Source organism: Xanthocytophaga agilis (assembly GCF_030068605.1).
In the GTDB taxonomy this organism is placed as follows: Bacteria; Bacteroidota; Bacteroidia; order Cytophagales; family 172606-1; genus Xanthocytophaga; species Xanthocytophaga agilis.
The window spans coordinates 1-21,742 of record NZ_JASJOU010000023.1 but is presented as its reverse complement, the minus strand read 5'-3'; the positions used below and the strand labels follow the sequence as shown (position 1 = coordinate 21,742).

Sequence of the window (21,742 nt, the reverse complement as noted above, 5' to 3'; positions counted from 1 at the left end):
AGAGCTAAAATGATTTTTGTGAATAGTTCTTATTTGTAATGCAACCAAATTATGATTTAGAGTGTCTACTTTGCAACCAACCTTCTTACTTTAGTTTATGCAAAAGATTAGTTACCTTTTTTTAGCCGCAATTTTGCTTTTACAAGCTTGTTCATTGAATGGTGATAACACATATGAGAATAATGTGAAGAGCAATGAACAAATTATTCAACAGTATATCACTAATAAAAACTTACAGGTCCAAGCATCAAGTTCTGGTCTTCGTTATAAAGTTACTAATTATAATTCTGGTGCAAAAGCTCCCGCTACAGGTAGTCAGATTGTAATGGCATACGTTGGAAAACTGACTAATGGAACTGTTTTCGATACTGCAAGGTATAAGCCTGATGAGTTTCTGAGATTTCCTTATCGTGGTAATTATGTGATTCCTGGTATCGAGGAAGTAGCAGGTTACATGAAGACGGGAGATAGTGCTATTGCTATTATACCATTCTACCTGGGATTTGGGTCAAATGCTGCCTATAATGGAGTTGTACCTTCCTATTCTGTATTAGTTTTTGATTTGAAGCTTATTGCTGTACAAACAGAGGATGAAGCATTACAGGATTATATATCCCGTAAAAAGTTTCCTGAAGATAGTGTAGTTAAGACTCAAACAGGCTTGTATGCTTATTTTAAGAAAAAGAACCCTTCCGGCACTGCAGTTAATGGTAAATCACAGGCAACGCTAACATACAAGGGAACGTTCTTAGATGGTCAGATTTTTGACCAAACTCCAGCAGGACAAAATTCCAGTTTCTATCTAACCAATTCAGGTCTGATTGCAGGTTTTACAGAGGCATTAAAGCTGATGAAAACAGGGGAAACTGCTGTTTTTATGATGCCTTCTTCTTTAGGGTATAAAGAATCTGGAACAACAGGTATACCTCCTTATTCACCTTTAGTATTTGAAGTAACAGTAGTATCTGCTCAATAGTACTATACTATCTGCAATAGAAAAAAGGCTCATACACGTATGAGCCTTTTTTTGTAAATATGACCTATCTCAAATTGTATGAAAAGCAATTGAATGTTTTGGAATAAAGTTTTAAGTCTGCGCATAGTTCATGTCAACCTATTTTTTAACAAGGGCAAGACAATATTATTAGTCAACAGACATTTTGCATAGTATTCACAGCATTTTTTATTTTGATTACAGCTCACTACAAACTATTTTTTGATGGGAATTCACGACAAGCAATATCTTGCCTGTCGTGAATTAAACGTAAGTTCTTCTGTGTAGTGAATATCGTATGCATTATTCGGATAGGTAAGTTTCTCTTCAAAGTTCGAGATGACTCAATTACACTAAAGAAAAAGCCCATACATGATACAATACATGTATGGGCTTTTTCTTTAGTGTAAACCTTATTCGTTTATAAGAGCTGTCTGAGTTTGGTTTTCTTCAGGCGAAACCAGATATTCATGGTTCAGGTGTTCTTGAGGGATCCATTCTTTCCAGTCTTGTACCAACTTTTTACTTCCTCCTGGATAGCTCATATCTATTGCCTGAACAGATGCTTGTGTATCACGGGAATTTTTAGCCAGATGACTAAGCAAACCTTTGATGCAGTCCTGCCCTTGTTGATTTGACATCATAAAGTATGCTACAGACCATCCTAAGGTGCGGGGTTCATCTGTTTCAGAAACATTGTCATTAAAGTTCCACTCTTTGTTTGTCATGGAAATAGATGAGAGCAGATCTGGCATACGATGATTGCTTAACCAATTCTTAATACGTGTATCTTTAATAACCTGAGGGTGGATTATAACTTCTTCTCCTTCAATCTCCATGAACTCAAAATATTCAGCCAGGCCTTCATTCAGCCAATTTGGACAGTTTTTTACTTTATCTGTTAATAGAAGGTGACTGGTTTCGTGAAAGATATTTTTGTAAAAGGCATCTTCATCTTTTTCCATGCTTACCAGGATTTCATTTACTCCTGATAAATACACTCCTATCCATGTTTTGGGAATATGAGGGTAGTTAGCATCTATAAATGCACGATAGGTATCTGCATCTCTGAAAATACGTATACGTACAACCAGGTTACTGCTAAAATCATAGCCAAGGTGTTGTGCATAAAAGTCGTATTGAAACTGAATCCCTCTGTAGATTTTGCTTTGTGTCAATGGATCTAACTGACATTCATGAGTCAACAACTCAACTGTTGGGCTGTTGGGCTTTTTGGACTTAATCTGAATTTTTTCAAAAGGAAGAGAGGGATGAGAATATACACCAGATGGTGCAGCACCTAGTGATAATACAATACAGATAATCCCTAAAACATGATTACAAAACTTTGTCACAATCATAGCTACGCTCATAATTTTCAATACCTAACAGACACCTAATAGTCTGCTGTAATTTCACATTACATAATTACCAGCTATTTTGCTTAATTGCACTTCAGTTTTTAAATGAATAATACATTGGTTAGTAAACCTTTAACAAATGACAAAGCCTGGATATGTCTATGGGCTATAGATACATCCAGGCTTTATTATTTTGTGGTTAACTTGTTGATTACTAATGGTTTTTATGCGCCTTCAGCTACTACCTCTCTAATTTCAGGGAGCATACGTTTAAGTAAATTTTCTATCCCGGATTTTAACGTAAGAGTAGAAGATGGGCATCCGCTACAAGAACCTTGCAACAAAAGCTTTACAATTCCATCATCATATGAGTGAAAAGTGATAGCCCCGCCATCAGATTCGACTGCCGGACGTACATATTCATCCAGTAAATGTTTGATTTTTTTCACGATCTCAGGATCATCATCATTAAATATAATATGGCTGGTTTTTGCTTTTTCGCTTTCAAGTACAGGCTTGTTGGCTTCTAAGTATTCTTTTAAAAATTGCTTCATATCTGGAATTACGCTATTCCATTCTGTCTCTTCATCCTTGGTGATAGTGATAAAATTACTCATAAAAAATACTCTTCTAACAAACGGAAAGTTGAAAAGCTCAGTCGCTAATGGAGACTCTGCAGCAGATTTAGCATCCGGAAAGTCAAAACTAACGCCTTCAGGCACAAGCATAAAATTAACTACAAATTTCAGAGAATTGGGATTAGGGTTTGCCTCTGTGTAAATATTTACATATCTGGAAAGCATGACACTCAAGATTAGAATGATAGATTGATATTCTTTTTCAACATTCACACTAGGAGAATGGTTGCAATGATGCTGCCTTTTTCAGAAAAAGGCAGATAATAAAAAAGCCGATAACGGTTTCGCTATCGGCTTTTTTATCTATATAACTGAATTACTCAGCTGCTACGGCAACTACTTCAGCAGGCTCAACAGAAACGAAAGAACGTCCTTTAAAGCCTTTTCTGAATGTAACGCGACCGTCTACTAGTGCAAATAATGTATGGTCTTTGCCGATACCTACATTCACATCAGGGTGGTGTTGAGTTCCACGCTGACGAACAATGATGTTACCAGCTTTTACTACCTGGCCGCCAAATTTTTTCACACCCAGGCGTTTGCTATGCGATTCGCGACCGTTTTTGGAACTACCGGCCCCTTTCTTGTGTGCCATTTCTTTGTATAATTAAGAATTTAAAATCAGAAAAAGATTATAAGGAAATACCATTGATCATGATCTTGGTATATTGCTGACGGTGACCGTTTTTCTTACGATATCCTTTACGGCGTTTCTTTTTGAAAATAATCACTTTTTCTCCTTTTACATGTTCCAGAATTTTAGCTGAAACAGAGGCTCCTGATACTGTCGGTACTCCTACTGACACATCTCCGCCGTTATCGACAAGCAATACCTTGTCAAATGTCAAGTCAGCGCCGGCTTCTCCATCTAGTCTGTTAACATAGACGAACCGATCTTTTTCAACTTTGATTTGCTGACCTGCGATTTCTACAATTGCGTACATGATTTATAAAATAGAATAAAGTTTTAAAAATTGGGACGCAAATATAAGTGATTCAATGAAAAATGCAAAGAGAATTCTGAACTTTATATAATGAAAGCTAAACAGTATACAATTTAACTATGATTATATTGACAATCTTATAAAAGGATAAGTAAAATGAAGCCTAATAGATAATTTATTTGCCTATCGTCTACTACATGTTCTTATTAAATTATCTCCTTCTTTAGTAAGCTCTTCTTTGAATACTATTGAATACTATTTAAATAGAACTTTAACACTAGTTCTTTTATACCAGCATTACACAATAATTATACAGATTTTATAACATCATATATCTGAGTGAAAAATTATTTTATAAAAGTAAACTCTATAAATACTGTGTATCTAATTCTACAATCTATAAATGCCAAAGTAGTGTTATTCTAAGAGTATTATAGACTTTGTAAGAGTAAAATGTGTAAAAAAGCGAATATTCTTACATGGGCACAATATTTTCCATTACTTGTAGTTTTGGGTAATTATTTCCTCTATACAGTTGCTACTATATAGGTTCCTTAACCATGCCAGCTGCAATTTTGGCAGAAAGAAGAGATAAGGGTATACCGCCTCCGGGGTGTACACTGCCTCCAACAAAGTACAAATTCTTTACCTTAGAAGATTTATTATCGTGTCGAAGGAATGCAGCATAACGGTTATTGGAACTAATACCATATAAGGCACCCTGACTGGATGATGTTCGTGCTTCTATAGTTCTGGGGTCCTGAATGTATTCACAGGCTATAAGTTTACTTATGTCTGTTTTCAGAATCCTGCTTAGCTTGAGTATAATATTTCGACGGGCTTCATCTATCAGACCATCCCAGTCCTGACCGGAATTATTAGGGACATTAATCATTGTAAACCAGTTTTCGCATCCGGAAGGAGCATCATCAGGTTTGTACTTGGAAGTAATATTGATGTAGATGGTTGGATCATTGGAAATGGTTTGCTTATGAAACAAACAATCAAATTCATGCTGATAGTCTTTACTAAAAAATATATTATGCAGGTCCAGTTCGAAAAAAGATCTGGTAATACCCCAATAAAATATTAAGGCTGAACTCGATTTAGGTTGTTCTAATATGCGGGTAGGTGCTGCAACATGAGGGAGTAGCTTACGATATGTATTTACAATATCCATATTGCTGACTACTACATCAAACGATTCATAGGTTGGTGCTGGCCGACCATCAATTTTATTAGGACGTACTCCTACTGCCTTGTTATTTAACACAACAATTTCATTAATGCGGGTATTATAGCAAAATAGTACTCCCATATCTTCAGCCAGACGAACGAGACTTTGCGTGATATTATACATCCCTTTGGCTGGAAAGAAAGCGCCAACATTATATTCCAGGTGAGGAATAATATGCATTATTCCGGGAGTCTCATAGGGATTAGATCCATTATAAGTGGCATACCTGTTAAAAAGCTGCACAACACGTGGATCTTGGAAATGGCGTTCGTTTACTTCATTTAATGTTTGAAATACATCTAGTTTTGGAAGATTCCAGTACCCTCTGATCGCATCCAGATTTAACCAGGTAGATAATTTGTGCAGAGATCGTTTTAAAAACAGATTCGCAGTTACTTCGTATTTAAAGGCACTTTGTTTTAGATAAGACAAGACACTTTTCTTGGATTGTCCCGTTTTCTGTTCAATTTCTTCTGCAAACTTTTCAGGATCGGAATAGGCTCGTATATGAGTACCATCTTCATAAAAATATTCACAGATAACAGGAAGTTTACCATAAGCAATATAATCAGCGGGGTTTTTACCTGCAATTAGGAACAACTCTTCTACAAAATGAGGCATTGTAAATAAAGAAGGGCCAGCATCAAAACGATAGCCTTCCAGTTCAAACTCAGATAGTTTACCACCTGGAGAACTATTCGCTTCAAATATAGTGACTCTAAATCCTTTGGCGGCTAATCGGATTGCGGTGGCAATGCCTGCAATTCCGCTTCCAATAATGGCTACTGTTTTTCGGCTCATAGTTGAGTGGTTCTGAGTATAGGGAAATGGTGAGTTATTGCCTCACCAAAAGTTCATTATTTAGATTTTGTTTACCATTCATTGTTTAATAGAGAGAGCAATAATGGTGAAATCTATTTATTCAAAAGGCTTTAGCCTATGTAATTACTTTAGCTATTACAGTTTTGTAAAAACATAATACCGTATTCTATAACGAATAATTGGTTTGTTCTGTATTTTTGGCAAGGTTGTAAATTTGTCCCGATCTGTATAGTATTTTATTCTATTAGTTCAAAATGACTCAAAAAGTAACCTATAAACTTGTAAAAAGAACATATTTAGAGTTCAGAAAGCCTTCTTTGTTACAAATACCAACTAAGCTGGAAGATGTAGAAATTATTCGTTTAAAAAATCCAACAGCAAGTTTTTATCTCTTTCTGTATAAGGAAGTCGGGCATGAATTTGGGTGGGCAGACAGACTCCTTAAAACCAAGGATGAACTCCTGTCCATTATTCAGAATCCGTTGGTAGATATTTATGTACTGTATGTAAGTGGTGTACCTGCAGGATATGCAGAAGTAGATCGTCAGAATACCAGCAAATATTTTTTAACATTCTTTGGATTAGTACCAGAGTTCAGAGGTGCCGGGCTGGGTAAATATTTTTTACGGTGGGTTATTGGGAAAGTTTTTGAGACCAATCCGGAGAAGTTATCGCTGGATACTATGGACCAGGATCATCCTGCTGCTTTGCATAATTACCTGAAGGCAGGATTTGTCATTGTAGATGAACGGATTGAAAAACAAACTGTGATAGAAGAAGAAAATTAGTTTTCAAATGAGGTTATAAGAAAATATTGTGTAATACTTCTTATAAGCCTTGTTTATATGATTCGTTTTCCAAAAATTTGCGGGCATTCTTTATAAAAGACGAATTTCTTCAATATATCTGATCCTGGAGACTGTCAGATAGGGAGATTCGTTATTTTTTTGACATCTGTCCTTAGACTTAAGTTACTATATTATGCTTAGAACACACACTTGTGGAGAACTCCGAATTGACCATGTAGGGCAAACTGTTACGGTTTGTGGCTGGTTGCAACGTTCACGTGACAAAGGACATATGCACTGGATAGACTTGCGTGACCGCTATGGACTTACTCAGCTTATTTTTGAAGAAGGGAAAACGGATAAAGCATTGCTGGAAAAATCACGACTGGTAGGTCGGGAATTTGTATTGCAGGCAACAGGTAAAGTTATTGAACGGATCTCCAAGAATCCGAATATGCCTACCGGAGACATTGAGATTCTGGTAACTGAGCTGGAAATCTTAAACCCGGCTAAATTGCCTCCGTTTCTTATTGAAGATGCAACCGATGGCGGAGATGATCTTCGTATGAAGTATCGTTACCTGGATTTGCGTCGTACTCCCGTTCGTCAGAATTTACAGTTGCGTCATAAGATGGCACAACAAACGCGTAGTTATCTGGATGGATTAAACTTTATTGAAGTTGAAACACCTGTATTGATTAAATCTACTCCTGAAGGGGCTCGCGATTTTGTGGTTCCTAGCCGGATGAATCCAGGTGAATTTTATGCGTTACCACAATCTCCACAGACTTTCAAACAATTGTTGATGGTGTCAGGATTTGATCGGTATTATCAGATTGTAAAGTGTTTCCGTGATGAGGATTTGCGTGCTGACCGCCAGCCAGAGTTTACACAGATCGACTGTGAGATGTCATTCATCACCCAGGAAGATATTCTCAATACCTTCGAAGGTTTGGTAAGGCATTTGTTCAAAAATGTGAAAGGCATGGAGATCGGTGAAGTGTCTCGTATGACTTATGCTGATGCCATGAAGAACTATGGATCAGATAAGCCAGATATCCGTTTTGGAATGACATTCGTAGAATTGAATGACATAGCTAAAGGAAAAGGATTCGGTGTGTTTGATGACGCAGAATTGGTAGTGGGTATTTGTGCCAAAGGATGTGCTGATTATACCCGTAAACAGGTAGATGAACTGACGGAATTTGTAAAACGACCTCAGATTGGAGCGAAAGGTCTGGTGTATGCACGTTACAACACAGATGGTTCACTTAAATCTTCGGTAGATAAGTTCTATAGTGAAGAAGATTTGAAAAAGTGGGCAGAGGCATTTGGTGCAGAAAAAGGCGATTTGATTCTGATTTTATCAGGTGAGGCGAATAAAACACGTAAAGCGTTAAATGAACTGCGCCTGGAGATGGGTAATAGATTAGGCTTGCGTAAGCCAGATGAATACTCAGTGCATTGGGTAGTTGACTTTCCTTTACTGGAATGGAGTGAGGAGGAAAGTCGCTGGTTTGCTATGCACCATCCATTTACTTCTCCTAAACCTGAAGATATTCCATTGCTGGATACTGATCCGGGAAGTGTACGTGCCAACGCCTATGATATGGTGATCAATGGGGTAGAAGTAGGTGGGGGGTCTATACGGATCTTTAATCGTGAGCTACAGGCTAAGATGTTCTCTATGCTTGGCTTCAGTGATGAAGAAGCACGCTATCAGTTTGGCTTTTTGATGGAGGCTTTTGAATATGGTGCTCCACCACATGGAGGTATTGCTTTTGGCTTTGATCGTCTGTGTTCTTTATTTGGAGGTGCGGATTCTATTCGTGACTTTATTGCCTTCCCTAAAAATAATGCAGGTCGTGATGTAATGATTGATTCTCCATCCATTATTTCAGAGAAACAGTTGGATGAACTGTCAATCAAAACAAATGTAAAATAAGATTTCTTGTAAAATACATACATCATAGACCTTGTTATATGGTATTAAACAAAAGAAAAGGTCCAGTATTATAGAATACTGGACCTTTCTTTATTTATATCGCCAATCAAGCCTTCTTTAGATAGTCATTCATTATGTATTTGATACCACGCAACGGGATCCGTACCCAGTCCGGACGCATATTCAATTCATAATTAAGCTCATAGATCGCTTTTTCCAGAATGAATATTTGAAGCAGCAGATCAATGTCTTCTTGAGTATCAGGTAAGAAGTTTTGTCCCTTAGCTTTTCCCATATAGGCTTGCATAAAGAAGCTGGAAACATAATGATACCACTGTTCTGCCCATTTTTCCAGATAGGCTATATCTTCAGCCCGGAACCTGTCATTCTGAACTAACTGATAGAAGGCTGCATAGTGGAATGACCGGATCATACCTGCTACGTCACGTAATGCAGAACGTTTCAGACGGCGTTCACTAAACGAACGGATTGGCTCTCCCTCAAAGTCAATAATGATGAAGTCTTTTCCAGTAAATAGAACCTGTCCGAGATGGTAGTCGCCATGTGTACGAATCTTATCCGTATTGATTTTGTGATCATATACGCGTTGCATGAACTTCAAAATATCCTGACGCATTCCCATTACTTCTTCCGCTTCGGCTCTTACAGCTTCAGGCAATGAGTTTAGTTTTTTCTTCAGCAGATCAAACGAGTTCCGTACCTGTGATACCAGTGAAGAATACAAGGATCGCTGATAGTGCAATGAGTAGGCTTCTGCTTCAAATCCTTTTTGTTCCGGATGTGAGGCAAGCGCCAAATGCATCTCAGCTGAACGTTGCCCCAGTAAACGGACCCGCTCAACATAAGCACCGCCTAACAGCTGTTGCATAATCTCAGGAATTTGTTCAAACTCAACAGGATTAGTCAGCGTTCCTACTGGAGTTGGGACTTTCAGTGAACGGTCTTCTGTAAGTTTCCGGTCAAAGAAGCGTTTCAACACATCTCCAATATATGCCCATGCATCGCCCTGATTAGGAACCATCTCCTGCATCATGCCTAATACCATAGGCAATTGCTTACCCTGTTGAAATTCCAATGCACCTATAAATTTAGGAACATTGGTAAACTCTGTGTTCTCTGTTATGAAACGGGTAATTTCCAGATCCGGGTTGTGTGCCCGATCCAGTTTGCGGTAAATCTTAAAGAAGTACTGATCGTTGTAGATAATGGATGTATTGCTTTGCTCAGCATTCAATATCTTCGATTTTATATCATCAGCTTTTATTTTCTTAATTGCTCTTTCGGCGTCTTTGGATATATATCCGTTTAATTCACTATCTCCAATATGAAGTTTTTTCTTCTGAGCCATTAAACGGTAGAGAGTATTCCGAAACTCGTCACTATATACTGCATCATACAAAATACCTTTTTTAGTACCTAGTTGTACAGGTGCTATGATCCCTTTCGGATAGGTGTCTCTGATTTTTTTCTCCTGATCACCAAATGCCAGTGTTAGAGGCAAAGAGTACATCTCTGGTAATCCTTCGTTGTAGTTTACCTCAATCACAAAGAATGCTGCCTCTCCTTCCAGTACCGGAATGGTTATGTTTTCAACAATCTGAATATTCTGGATAGTACGGGCTTTGCCTCCAAACCATCGGCAGGAATTCAGATAGCCAGGCAGGAGTTTGGTTTCGATAAACTTAGTTTTCTTGGCTTCAGATAGTTCTTCCCAGTCTGTAAGCTCAAGAACAGGCATTTGTGTGCCTTCGTAGGTTGTATCTGTTGTTTCTTCTTTTTTCAGTACTAACCAGTAGTATCCATGAGCTGAGAGTGTAAACAGATACGGTGCATCTTTGATAACAGGAAATGCATTCTGACTGAAAACTTCAGTTGGTGTATATCCTTTATAAGCTTCAAGGTCTAATTCTGCTGCCTGAGGAAAACGAGATAAGTTTACCACAACCAGGATTTGCTCATCTTCATACGAACGGATGAAGGATAAAACTTTTGCATTGGTGGGATGTAAAAACTGGATTTCACCTCTGCTGAATGCTTTATGTCTTTTGCGAGCCTCAATGATTCTCTTTGTCCACCAAAGTAGTGAGTTCTGATTACCTTGCTGATTCTCTACGTTTACGGATTCATACGTAAACTCAGGGTCAGTAATCAGTGGAAGTAGCAACTGCTGAGGGTTGGCTTTCGAGAAGCCTGCATTCCGATCTCCACTCCATTGCATAGGAGTACGCACCCCGTCTCTGTCTTTCAGATAGTAATTGTCTCCCATGCCAATCTCATCCCCGTAATATACTACCGGAGTTCCTGGAAGAGAGAATAGCAATACATTCATCAATTCAATCTTGCGACGATTGTTTTCCATCAGAGGAGCCAGACGGCGGCGAATACCCAGGTTGATTCGGGCGGTAGGATCTTTTGTATATACTCTATACATATAATCCCTTTCCTCATCCGTCACCATTTCCAGCGTTAACTCATCATGGTTACGTAGGAATATAGCCCATTGACAGGCATCAGGAATAGAAGGTGTCTGGTCAATGATATCCATAATTGGATAGCGGTCTTCCATCTTTACCGACATGTACATACGAGGCATGATCGGAAAGTGATAGTTCATATGACACTCATCTCCATTGCCGAAATAGTTGGCAGAGTCTTCTGGCCACATGTTGGCCTCTGCCAGAAACATTTTATCCGGATAATGCTTGTCCATATGGGCACGCATCTTCTTCAGGAATGCATGTGTCTCCGGAAGGTTTTCACCATTGGTTCCTTCACGTTCAAATAGATAAGGTACTGCATCAATCCGGAAACCATCTACTCCCAGATCGGACCAGTAATCAAATACTTTGAAAACTTCTTCCTGAACTTTAGGGTTATCATAGTTAAGATCAGGCTGGTGGTAGAAGAACCTGTGCCAATAATATGCACCTGCTACAGGGTCCCATGTCCAGTTGGAAGGTTCAGAATCGGTAAAGATAATGCGGACATCCTGGTATTTTTTGTCTGTATCACTCCATACATAAAAGTCTCTGTATACAGAGCCTGGCTTGGCAAGCCGTGCACGTTGAAACCAGGGATGCTGATCGGATGTATGATTAAGTACCAGCTCTGTGATCACTTTCAATCCTCTGCGGTGAGCTTCTTTCAGGAGTGTTTTGAAATCCTGAATATTACCATAGGAAGGATTTATCGCATAATAATCAGCAATGTCGTAGCCATCATCACGAAGCGGGGAAGGATAAAAGGGAAGTAGCCAGATTGCCGTTACTCCCAAATCTTCAAGATAATCCAGTTTCTGGATTAGTCCCCGGAAGTCACCAATTCCGTCGCCATTGCTGTCTGCAAATGTTTTGATGTGTAATTCGTAAATGATTGCGTCTTTATACCAACGCAGGTTTGGATCCTGAGTAATTACTTTTTTGGCCATATGAGTAGTTCTGAAAGTAAAGAATCACTGTATCGGGACAGTTTTACATTACTGAGTATTTCGGAATAGTATTCTTTTTTAGTTAAATTATTTGTATGGCTTATTGTACTTTTCTGTGCGAAAAATAAAGCTTTTTCGTATTGTGCAAAACAAAAAGCCTACAAAGTTCTGCAGGCTTAATGGTAAGCTGATGCATCATTGAGTTTTATTCAATCCTGAATACGTGAACCGGCATAACTCCCGGATGTAACTCTACGTAATTCCATTCGTGATGCCATTGATATCGGGTATCTGTCATCAGATCATTAACTGTGTAAGTTGATCCTGCTGACAGATTCAGGTATTGTACAGGTACTTTTATCCAGCCGGATTGTACATGGTGAGGGTCCAGATTGACAACAACGAGTATCTTATTGCTTTTGTAATCATCAACTTTAGCATAGCACAGTAATTGCTGGTTATCTGTTTCTCCAAACTCAATATTCCAGGTTGTCTGCAATGCCGGATTTTCACGACGAATGCGGTTAATGCGTGTCATTACATCCCGGATTTTAGTTCTCCGATTCCAATCCCAGTGTTTAACTTCGTATTTTTCTGAATCCAAATACTCTTCCTTACCTGCATAGACAGGTGTATTGATCCCAAACTCATATACCGGACCATATAATCCATAGTTGGAAGAGAGTGTTGCTGCCATAACCACACGACTGATATGCGCGGATTCTCCACCATTTTGTAACATTTCTGGCAGAATATCTGGTGTATTAGGCCAGAAGTTGGGACGATAGTATTCTCGCATATCCGTTTTCGTCAACTCAGTCATATACTGTTTGATCTCAAACTGGGTGTTACGCCATGTATAATATGTATATGACTGGTTGAAGCCTATTTTAGCAAGTTGTTCCATTACCCGTGGACGAGTAAAGGCCTCTGCCAGAAAGATAGCATCCGGATGTTGACGGCGTACTTCACGTATACACCACTCCCAGAATATAAACGATTTGGTATGAGGATTATCTACACGAAATATATATACTCCTTTGCTAATCCAATATTCAAAAACACTTTTCAGTTCTTTCCAAAGATTTTCCCAATCTTCTGTCTCGAAGTTGATAGGGAGTACATCCTGGTATTTCTTGGGCGGGTTTTCTGCATACTGAACACTACCATCTGGCCGCCAGCGGAACCATTGCGGATGTTCTTTTACATAGGGGTGGTCAGGTGAACATTGAAATGCCACATCAATAGCCACTTCAATATTGAATTCTTTAGCTTTATTTACAAGGCTGACAAAATCGTCTATGTTTCCTAATTCAGGATGAATGGATTTGTGTCCGCCATCCTTGCTTCCGATAGCCCAAGGGGAACCAGGTTCTCCAGGTTGGGCTGTTACTGCGTTGTTGGCGCCTTTGCGGTTAGAATCTCCAATAGGGTGGATAGGTGGAAGATAAATAGTATCAAAACCCATTTCGGCAATGCGTGGTAGCAATTGCTCACAATCTTTGAATGTTCCGTGTTTCCCTGGTTCATAAGACGCTGATCTTGGGAAGAATTCGTACCAGGTACTAAATAAGGCTTTCTGCCGTTCTGCTTCCATGAAAAGTGTTCGATGGTACAGACTAGCATATTTTTTATCCGGATAGGCTTCTACTAATTTTGTTACTTCCTGGCTTAAGGCAAATGTTACTCCTGCTGATTGATTGGATTCGTTACGAAGCTGTGTTGCCCAGTTACGCAAAGTTTGAGCCTCATGAGTAGGCGCACGTTCAGCCGCTTCTTCAATCCAGTTAGCCCCGATGAGTAACTCTACTCCTACATCCTGACTTGCCTCAAATTTCTTTTTGAGACCTTTCTGCCAGGTTAATAGATGATCTACCCAGCCTTGTACGGTATATTCATATATACCTCTCTTCTCTGGAGTAAAAGATGCTTCCCAACGGTCGTTTCCCTGAAATTCCATCGGAATTTCCTGCCAATCGCTGTCCTGTTCATGCTTTACCAGCAACGCAGCTCTCACTTCATCATGACCATCTGCAAAAACATCTGCTATTACGGTGAGCCTTTCACCAACTGTTCGTTTGACTGGAAAACGTCCACTATTGATTTGCGGCTGTACATGTTCAATGACAACACGACTTCTACCGTCTTTTTCTATCATAAGTATTCAGGAGATTTTTGAAATTTTAAGAATTGGTAGTTCTTTAGTTAAAGACTTTATCTGGAGTTAAGTGCTCTAAAAAATACTAAGCATACCAGTTGAAAAAACTGAACCTAAAGAAAAAAGCTTTGTATAGAATTTTCAAAAAAACATGTAAAAATGTTTTGGTCCGCAACTAACAAAAAAGGGATAAGTATACAAACCTTATCCCTTTTTATTTCAAAAAACTATGTATAGGACTGTTTGATCTAGTTTCTTTCAGCCTTGAAGTTTTTTAAACATTCCTGTAAGGCCATGGCTACATCATATTCGTTGGCTTCGATAACAAATTCTTCAGAAAGTGTGCAATATTTCATAAATTCATCCAGGTCTGCTCCTGATAATCCTGTGATTTTGCCCACAAAAAAAGGATTGACTTTTGCTTCATACATTTTTTTGCGTTTATCTTCTGCCATCATCTTAGCCAGCTTTTTTCTGGATTTAGCTTCTCTGCTGAAACTGTTATAGAGGGCTGTTAAAGGGCCTGAAAAGACAACCCCAACTCCTGCACCACTCTGTGCTACAGAAGACGGCGTAGCCAGACGTGGAATAGCAGGTAATTGAAGCTCTGGTTGTTCATCTGGAAGTTGTAAGGCCAGAAAATCTTTTTTAAATTGTTTTTCTGTATAAGGGCGAACTACTACCTCATTTAGCTGGTAGGTCTTTGAATTCATAACTGCCCGTACAGCTACTCTATCGGCTGCATAGTAGGCAGGAAGCACATAAATGGCCGTTTGAAGGTTTACAGCAGAAAATTCAAGTGTATCACCTCTCTGTGCGAAAATAGAAAAGTACCCATTATCTGCACTAATAGTCCCAAACTGACTCCGTTTATTGACGATAGTTACATAGGGGGCAACAGTCATGCTATCTCTCTGTAAGGTGAACCCTTGTACCAGCACTCCTCCTGGAGAGAAGCGGGATACTTGTGCCTGAATAGTACAGATTCCTCCACTCATTAATCCTAGATAAAGTAGGAGAAAAAATAGTTGCTTTTTCATATATATGAGCCTCCTCCTGTTGGGCAATGAGTGGTAAGATGAATAACTATTGATAAATGGTTTACGAAAGTAGGTATTGTTTGGGAAGTAGATACTATTTCAATGCCATTTTAACATAATTTAAGTTTTTCTTTATGGGCAAAGAAAAACCCATATATAATTTTTATATATATGGGCGCATTGGGGAGAGAAATTCAATCTTTGGAAATAACTCGTGTAGAAATTATTGCACAGTTTTGTTTACATCTTTTCTTACTGCATATTTTTCATTTACTTGTTCATAGAGAGAAGCAGGCACTTTGGACTCAAAGTCAATGGGTTCAGGTTTGGGCTTAACCCAATCAAGATAACCTTTCACCCAGGCATAAGCAAGTCCCAGTGACAGAATAGCTACAAATATGAACATTTCTATCAATGTAAACCAACTCCATAACCCTTGTGTGGCAGAGTTGAGATTGACATCTCCGAATACTACTGCCCAGGGAAATAGAAACACAATCTCTACATCAAACAGAATAAAGACCAAGGCTACAATATAAAACTGAACGTTAAACCTTCCCCATGCATCGCCAATCGGCTCTTCTCCGGATTCATAGGTAGAGAGTTTCTCAGAATTGGGTCGGTCAGGACGAAGAAGTCTGGCCGAAAACATCGCAATCAGGAAGAATGCAATGGCTCCAATAATAAAGAGAAGAATGGTTCCAAATTCAGAAATCTGTGACATAGTCAATATCTGTTATCAGTTTTACTTAAATAATATCCAGGAAGGCTGCTAATGACATCAAAAGTCCACCTATTAGGAGTAGCATAGTTAAAATAGAGAAGAACTGAGATTTACCTGCAACGAATAATAAGATAATACCTACAGCTACAGCTACCAATGAAAAGAACAATATAGGTCTCAATCCAAGAATAGTCCCGTCTTGTTGCGCAGGACGTCTTTTCTTAATCTCTTTGGCAATTTTCTTTTCAGCTGCTTTTAGTACAAGTTTGGATAGACCCATTGGCTTACGCAATGTCTCAGCAAGAGCTTTGCGATTGGAACTAGCCAATCCCTCAGGTTGGGTATTTACAGCCTTTTGAGTTTTTTTCAGAATATCAGTCGCACTGAATATGGGAGTAGTATCTTCTTTTGCTTTATCTTCTGGAATAGAAGTCTGAGCTTGTGCGGGTTGTTCCTGCACAACAGAAGTAGAGGTTACTGCTGTTGAATTTTCTTTATCAGAAGTTGGGGTCTGAGACAAATTGTGTTTTAAGGGTGAACAAGCTATCAGGCTCCCAAGAGCTATGAGCATACATAACAGATACTTCATCGGTTGTATAGTTGGTTTAGATATAGGATGTAGTTTGGATAACAGGTATCCTTTGCAATGTTTTGAAGACAACAAAACAATCTGAAACTACCTGCTTCAATACGCAAAAATACAGTACGTAATGGTAATGCTACTAACTTCTGACAGAAGATTTTTGCTTTTGATTCTAAAATGTATCCACAATCATCCAAATAGGCAGAAGCAGGATACCATCACTCAAAAACCGATAGCTGTAAGCTTCCCGGAAAAGACCAGAAAAAAAAGTGATTACAGATAACAGAGAGGCAATAATCAGTAAGGTTAACCAGACCTTTTGGTCCAATGATGTATTATTAAGTAGAAGCAAACACCCTATGGTAGCTCCCAATGCCAGAATAATCAGTGCTTTTAGAAAAAGATGAAGATGGGCTGCATTTTGGCGTTGCATAAGTGAAAGCATCTCTTGTTGAGTATCTTCTTCTGATTCGTACCAGGCCAGTAGCATGGCTTGTTGCAGTATGATCATTCCAAAGATACATCCTGAAAACAAGTGAGTTTGTTGAATGTGTAAAGTTTGCACTGCAACACTGCCCCATACCCCTAGCGTATAGAGAAAGGCTACCAAACCTTCTTTAAAAAAGAATGAAAAAGAGAAAAAGTGTGTAAGTGCTAAATATACAAGCATCGATGCCCCTAAAGCCATTCCAAACCAGATGACAGCTATAGGTAGTTTGGTGAATGCAAGCCATGTGGTAATAACGCATACTAATACTGATAGTATACAAAGCGTTTTTTGATATTTCTTATGAAAACGATGTCTTGGACTTATAAGTGTAGGATTACGAAAGGCATCCAGAAGATGATCGATTGTATAGATCAGCCATACACTACAGCCCAGTACAAAATACTGATACCAGAACACCTTAATATGCATTTGCCTGGCAAACATAGCACTACAGCAAACTGCCCCTGCTACTACGTCCAGGCTAAGAACACTTATCTTTTCATAAATGGTAATTACACTTTTCAAGGAAAACAAAAAATATGAAGTCTGAAATGAATATAACGGCTAACTTTGGCAAATTACATCTTATAAAGCCAAAAGTTTAGAGCCTCAGCTCTGAAAGCAGGAAAGGTTGAGATAATAAAACTGCTTTTAGGTAATTTTTAGGCTTCCAGACGTCAAACTTAGAACCTACATTTTTCATGTCTCAGAAAAAATTATTTTTACTTGATGCCATGGCATTAATATACCGTGCACATTTTGCGCTCGGTAAGACTCCAAGGATTACATCCAAAGGTTTAAATACAGGGGCTGTTTTCGGTTTTACCAATACCTTACTGGAAGTACTGAAAAAAGAAAAGCCTACTCATATTGCTGTTGCTTACGATACGGCTGCACCAACTTTTCGTCATGAGGCATTTGAAGCATATAAGGCACAACGCCAGGCGCAGCCTGAAGACATCACAGTTGCTATACCTTACACCAAGCAGTTATTACAAGCTATGAATATTCCAGTGTTGGTAAAGGAAGGTTTTGAAGCAGATGATATCATTGGTACAATTGCCAAACGAGCTGCCCAACATGGATTTGATGTATATATGATGACTCCTGATAAAGATTATGGTCAGTTAGTAGAAGAGCATATCTTTCTGTATAAACCTGCTTTTATGGGAAATGCCAGTGAGATATGGGGAATTCCGGAAGTGTTGAATCGCTGGGGAGTAGAACGTATAGATCAGGTAGTAGAGATGTTGGGTCTGCAAGGTGATGCCGTGGATAATATTCCGGGCATTCCGGGATTTGGAGAAAAAACTGCCCAGAAGCTAATAGCTGAGTATGGCACTATTGAGAATCTGATTGCCAATGCTGACAAACTAAAAGGGAAACAGCAGGATTTGGTAAAACAATATGCAGATCAGGCGCGATTATCAAGGCAGTTGGCGGTTATTGATATTAATGTACCTGTAGAATTTGATGAAGAGACATTTCGGTGTCAGGAGTCAAATAAAGAAGAACTAATTCGTTTGCTGGATGAACTGGAATTCAGAACTATCCGGAAAAAATTATTTGGAGAAGAGGGAGCCACTGCGGTAACAGCAACTAAGCCTGTAGCCAAAGCGAAGAAACCAGCAGACAGTAGCCAGATGGATTTGTTTGGCGCGCCTGCACCGGTTGGGGGAGAAGGAGAGTTGCCTCCATTTTTAGATTATACAGGAGGTAGAAAATCTATTGCAGATACATTGCATCAGTATCATGTTATCAATACGCCTCAACTACGTCAATCTCTAATCAAACATTTGAATAACCAGGAGGTCTTTTGTTTTGATTCGGAAACAACCAGTATTGATGCTACCCAGGGAGAATTGGTAGGCCTTTCATTCAGCTACTATGCTGGTGAAGCTTATTATGTGCCCTTTCCTGCCGACCAGGCAGAAGCACAGAAAATATTGGAGGAATTCAGAGAGGTATTTGAAAATCCTGCTATTCAGAAAATTGGTCAAAACATTAAATATGATCTGATTATTCTGAAAAACTATGGGATTGAAGTAAAAGGACAACTGTTTGATACTATGCTGGCTCATTATCTGTCTGAACCAGAAGGACGCCACAATATGGACTATCTGGCTGAAAATTACCTGAATTACTCTCCGGTTTCTATTGAAACATTGATAGGAAAGAAAGGGAAAAATCAGTTGACTATGCGAGATGTAGAAATTGAAAAAGTAGCGGAGTATGCAGGAGAAGATGCCGACGTGACATTCCAGTTATATGATATCTTTCACAAAAGGTTAAAAACAGACCAGTTAGAGAAATTGTTTTGGGATGTTGAGATGCCTTTGGTCCCTGTACTAGCCGATATAGAACAAGCAGGCGTACGCATAGATGAAACTGCACTAAAGGAACTGTCCTTATCACTGGAAGGAGATTTGAAGGGTTTGGAAGAGAAGATTTATGCTCTGGCTGGACAGACATTGAATATTAATTCCCCTAAGCAATTAGGAGAAGTCCTCTTTGATAAATTAAAGCTTGATCCGGGTGCAAAGAAAACCAAAACAGGCCAATATGCTACAGGCGAAGAGGTTTTGTCCAAGCTGGAACCCAATCATGACATCATTCGTCATATTCTGGATTACCGGGAGCTTCAGAAATTAAAGTCTACTTACATTGATGCGTTGCCTTTATTGATTAGCCCCCGGGATGGACGTATTCACACGTCCTTTAATCAAGCTGTTACAGCTACTGGACGGTTAAGTTCTACCAATCCGAACCTGCAGAATATTCCTATTCGTACAGAACGGGGACGAGAGATTCGCAAAGCCTTTGTACCCGTTGATAGTGACCATGTGATCCTGTCTGCTGATTATTCCCAGATCGAATTACGTTTGATGGCTGAATTCAGTGGCGACCCTACTATGATGGATGCATTTAAGAATGGCAGAGACATTCATGCATCTACTGCCAGTAAAGTATTTAAGGTGCCATTAGAGGAAGTTAATGCGGAGATGCGTCGAAAAGCTAAAACAATAAACTTTGGTATTATCTATGGTATTTCTGCCTTTGGTCTGTCTCAGCGACTGAATATTCCACGTAGAGAAGCAGCAGAAATAATTGATTCCTATTTTCAGGAGTTTCCATTGATAAAGAAGTTTATTGATGATTCTATTATCAAAGCTCAGGACAAAGGGTATGTAGAGACATTATTAGGACGCAGAAGATATTTACGGGATATTAACTCGATGAATCAGACAGACAGAGGCTTTGCGGAACGTAATGCTGTAAATGCTCCGCTTCAGGGTACTGCGGCTGATATTATTAAACTGGCTATGATTCGGATACATGAGTTTCTTAAAAAAGAAAAGTTACGTACCCGGATGATTCTTCAGGTGCATGACGAATTGGTCTTTGATGCACACAAAGAGGAGTTAGCCGTTGTTACACCTTCTATTGAAGATTTGATGAAAAATGCATTGCCATTATCGGTACCAATGGAAATAGGCATAGGTACAGGTATTAGCTGGCTGGAGGCACATTAAAAAATAACATTATCCTGAAATATGTAAGTATATTAAACAATAAAGCCTGCGTTTTTAGAGAACGCAGGCTTTATTGTTGAGAAATATCTCTTATTTTCTTCCTGAAGAATTTCTGCAATTACATCACCTGCCAACAGGATTCTAAAGTGTTTATTCTGGAAATTATAGGTGCAAAATAAATAACTGATAGCTAATATTTGATATGTATCAATGGGAACCAGAAAGTAATTACCTATTATCTTATTAATATACCCTGATATGTTTTTTAGTTCATGTGTTCCCTCCCTATAGGGAGGGAACACATGAACTAAAAAACAAAAATTTTAAAATAAGCTAAAAAGATCCAAAAGATAAGCTAAAAACTGAGTCGATTTTTCTGTGGTAAGTTATTGTTTTATAGAGATCTATGTTATTTGTTGAGAAAAGCTAGTCTAAAAGCGAGCTAAAAAATGAGCTAAAAAATCGACTTTTTTTTAGCTCATTTTTTAGCTTAGTAAAATAAGGAAAAAGCTAAAAAGTAAAACGGGTGATATATGAAAAGTACAATTATTCCTTCAAATATATCTTAGGTAGCTATATTCTTTGTCCTAATTTACCCATATTCATCATTGATCTGTGTATTATTTGTTGCAGTTCAATGATGGAGCGTTGAACTATGCACAGTATAGAAAATGAACGGAAGTCCGATCAAAAATAAAATATGCTTTGACTTATACTTAAATTAAAAAATGATTGGAGTTATTCTTAAAAGTAAAACCCAATTATAAATGCCACGTAATCACTTTACTTATCAGAAAAACGGTCTCACCTTTACAGATGAGACCGTTGCTATGAACTATGCGTTTACAGGAAATCCCAAAACAGAGCACAGCCTTTTGTAAGCTTCCCTATAAAGTGAGCCAGTCATAAGTAGAGCCTAGCTGGCATTGGCAAACTCAACAGGAGCTACAAACCCTAAACTTTGATGGGGACGCAAGGTGTTGTATTCCAACCGCCATTGTTCAGATAGCACTCTGACTTGTCTTAAACTTGAAAAT

16 protein-coding genes are annotated in these 21,742 nt (G+C 38.7%); 4 read left to right on the top strand and 12 right to left on the bottom strand.

What is annotated here, in order from left to right; translation table 11 throughout:
- Nucleotides 1–97: 97 nt before the first annotated feature.
- Nucleotides 98–976, top strand: a complete 879-nt coding sequence (locus tag QNI22_RS37585; protein WP_314519429.1) for an FKBP-type peptidyl-prolyl cis-trans isomerase — start codon at nucleotides 98–100, stop codon at nucleotides 974–976.
- 431 nt (nucleotides 977–1,407) lie between these two features.
- Here the strand turns inward: QNI22_RS37585 and QNI22_RS37580 are convergent, their stop codons facing one another.
- The 5 genes from QNI22_RS37580 to crtD form a co-directional block, all read right to left on the bottom strand.
- Nucleotides 1,408–2,367 (bottom strand): DUF1570 domain-containing protein, encoded by a 960-nt coding sequence (locus tag QNI22_RS37580; RefSeq protein WP_314519428.1) that lies wholly within the window; start codon nucleotides 2,365–2,367, stop codon nucleotides 1,408–1,410.
- 212 nt (nucleotides 2,368–2,579) lie between these two features.
- Complete coding sequence (locus QNI22_RS37575) at nucleotides 2,580–3,158, bottom strand: NifU family protein (RefSeq protein WP_314519530.1); 579 nt, start codon at nucleotides 3,156–3,158, stop codon at nucleotides 2,580–2,582.
- 151 nt (nucleotides 3,159–3,309) lie between these two features.
- A complete protein-coding gene (gene rpmA, locus QNI22_RS37570; RefSeq protein ID WP_313983260.1) occupies nucleotides 3,310–3,588 on the bottom strand; it encodes a 50S ribosomal protein L27 in 279 nt (92 codons plus the stop codon).
- Nucleotides 3,589–3,625: 37 nt separating this feature from the next.
- Nucleotides 3,626–3,937, bottom strand: a complete 312-nt coding sequence (rplU, locus tag QNI22_RS37565; protein WP_313983263.1) for a 50S ribosomal protein L21 — start codon at nucleotides 3,935–3,937, stop codon at nucleotides 3,626–3,628.
- A gap of 541 nt (nucleotides 3,938–4,478) precedes the next feature.
- A complete protein-coding gene (gene crtD / locus QNI22_RS37560) occupies nucleotides 4,479–5,975 on the bottom strand; it encodes a 1-hydroxycarotenoid 3,4-desaturase CrtD (RefSeq protein WP_314519427.1) in 1,497 nt (498 codons plus the stop codon).
- A gap of 275 nt (nucleotides 5,976–6,250) precedes the next feature.
- On the opposite strand from crtD, the gene QNI22_RS37555 reads away from it, so the two are divergent.
- Nucleotides 6,251–6,784: a GNAT family N-acetyltransferase gene (locus QNI22_RS37555; RefSeq protein WP_314519426.1), complete on the top strand. Its 534-nt coding sequence runs from the start codon at nucleotides 6,251–6,253 to the stop codon at nucleotides 6,782–6,784.
- 193 nt (nucleotides 6,785–6,977) lie between these two features.
- On the top strand, nucleotides 6,978–8,729 hold the full coding sequence (gene aspS, locus QNI22_RS37550) for an aspartate--tRNA ligase (protein WP_314519425.1): 1,752 nt from the start codon (nucleotides 6,978–6,980) through the stop codon (nucleotides 8,727–8,729).
- A gap of 106 nt (nucleotides 8,730–8,835) precedes the next feature.
- Here the strand turns inward: aspS and treS are convergent, their stop codons facing one another.
- The 6 genes from treS to QNI22_RS37520 all read right to left on the bottom strand — a co-directional run bounded on the left by treS (nucleotide 8,836) and on the right by QNI22_RS37520 (nucleotide 17,697).
- Nucleotides 8,836–12,177, bottom strand: coding sequence for a maltose alpha-D-glucosyltransferase (treS, locus tag QNI22_RS37545; protein WP_314519422.1), 3,342 nt, complete (start codon nucleotides 12,175–12,177; stop codon nucleotides 8,836–8,838).
- Nucleotides 12,178–12,382: 205 nt separating this feature from the next.
- Entirely contained in the window at nucleotides 12,383–14,335 is a 1,953-nt protein-coding gene (locus QNI22_RS37540) for an alpha-1,4-glucan--maltose-1-phosphate maltosyltransferase (protein ID WP_314519420.1), read from the bottom strand.
- A 248-nt stretch (nucleotides 14,336–14,583) separates the two neighbouring features.
- Nucleotides 14,584–15,375 carry a hypothetical protein gene (locus QNI22_RS37535; protein ID WP_314000075.1) on the bottom strand — a complete coding sequence of 264 codons (792 nt, stop codon included), beginning with the start codon at nucleotides 15,373–15,375 and terminating at the stop codon, nucleotides 14,584–14,586.
- Between the two features lie 223 nt (nucleotides 15,376–15,598).
- Nucleotides 15,599–16,099: an NADH-quinone oxidoreductase subunit A gene (locus tag QNI22_RS37530; protein WP_314519418.1), complete on the bottom strand. Its 501-nt coding sequence runs from the start codon at nucleotides 16,097–16,099 to the stop codon at nucleotides 15,599–15,601.
- A gap of 25 nt (nucleotides 16,100–16,124) precedes the next feature.
- The gene (locus QNI22_RS37525) at nucleotides 16,125–16,688 is read right to left on the bottom strand and encodes a hypothetical protein (protein ID WP_314519416.1); all 564 of its coding nucleotides are present in this window, start codon (nucleotides 16,686–16,688) and stop codon (nucleotides 16,125–16,127) included.
- A gap of 166 nt (nucleotides 16,689–16,854) precedes the next feature.
- Nucleotides 16,855–17,697, bottom strand: a complete 843-nt coding sequence (locus QNI22_RS37520) for a hypothetical protein (RefSeq protein ID WP_314519413.1) — start codon at nucleotides 17,695–17,697, stop codon at nucleotides 16,855–16,857.
- Nucleotides 17,698–17,873: 176 nt separating this feature from the next.
- Between QNI22_RS37520 and polA the strand changes: the two genes are divergently transcribed.
- Nucleotides 17,874–20,705 carry a DNA polymerase I gene (gene polA, locus QNI22_RS37515; RefSeq protein ID WP_314519411.1) on the top strand — a complete coding sequence of 944 codons (2,832 nt, stop codon included), beginning with the start codon at nucleotides 17,874–17,876 and terminating at the stop codon, nucleotides 20,703–20,705.
- A 916-nt stretch (nucleotides 20,706–21,621) separates the two neighbouring features.
- Here polA and QNI22_RS40455 read toward each other — a convergent pair.
- On the bottom strand, nucleotides 21,622–21,742 hold a 121-nt coding region (locus QNI22_RS40455), incomplete at its 5' end, for an integrase core domain-containing protein (protein WP_419836272.1).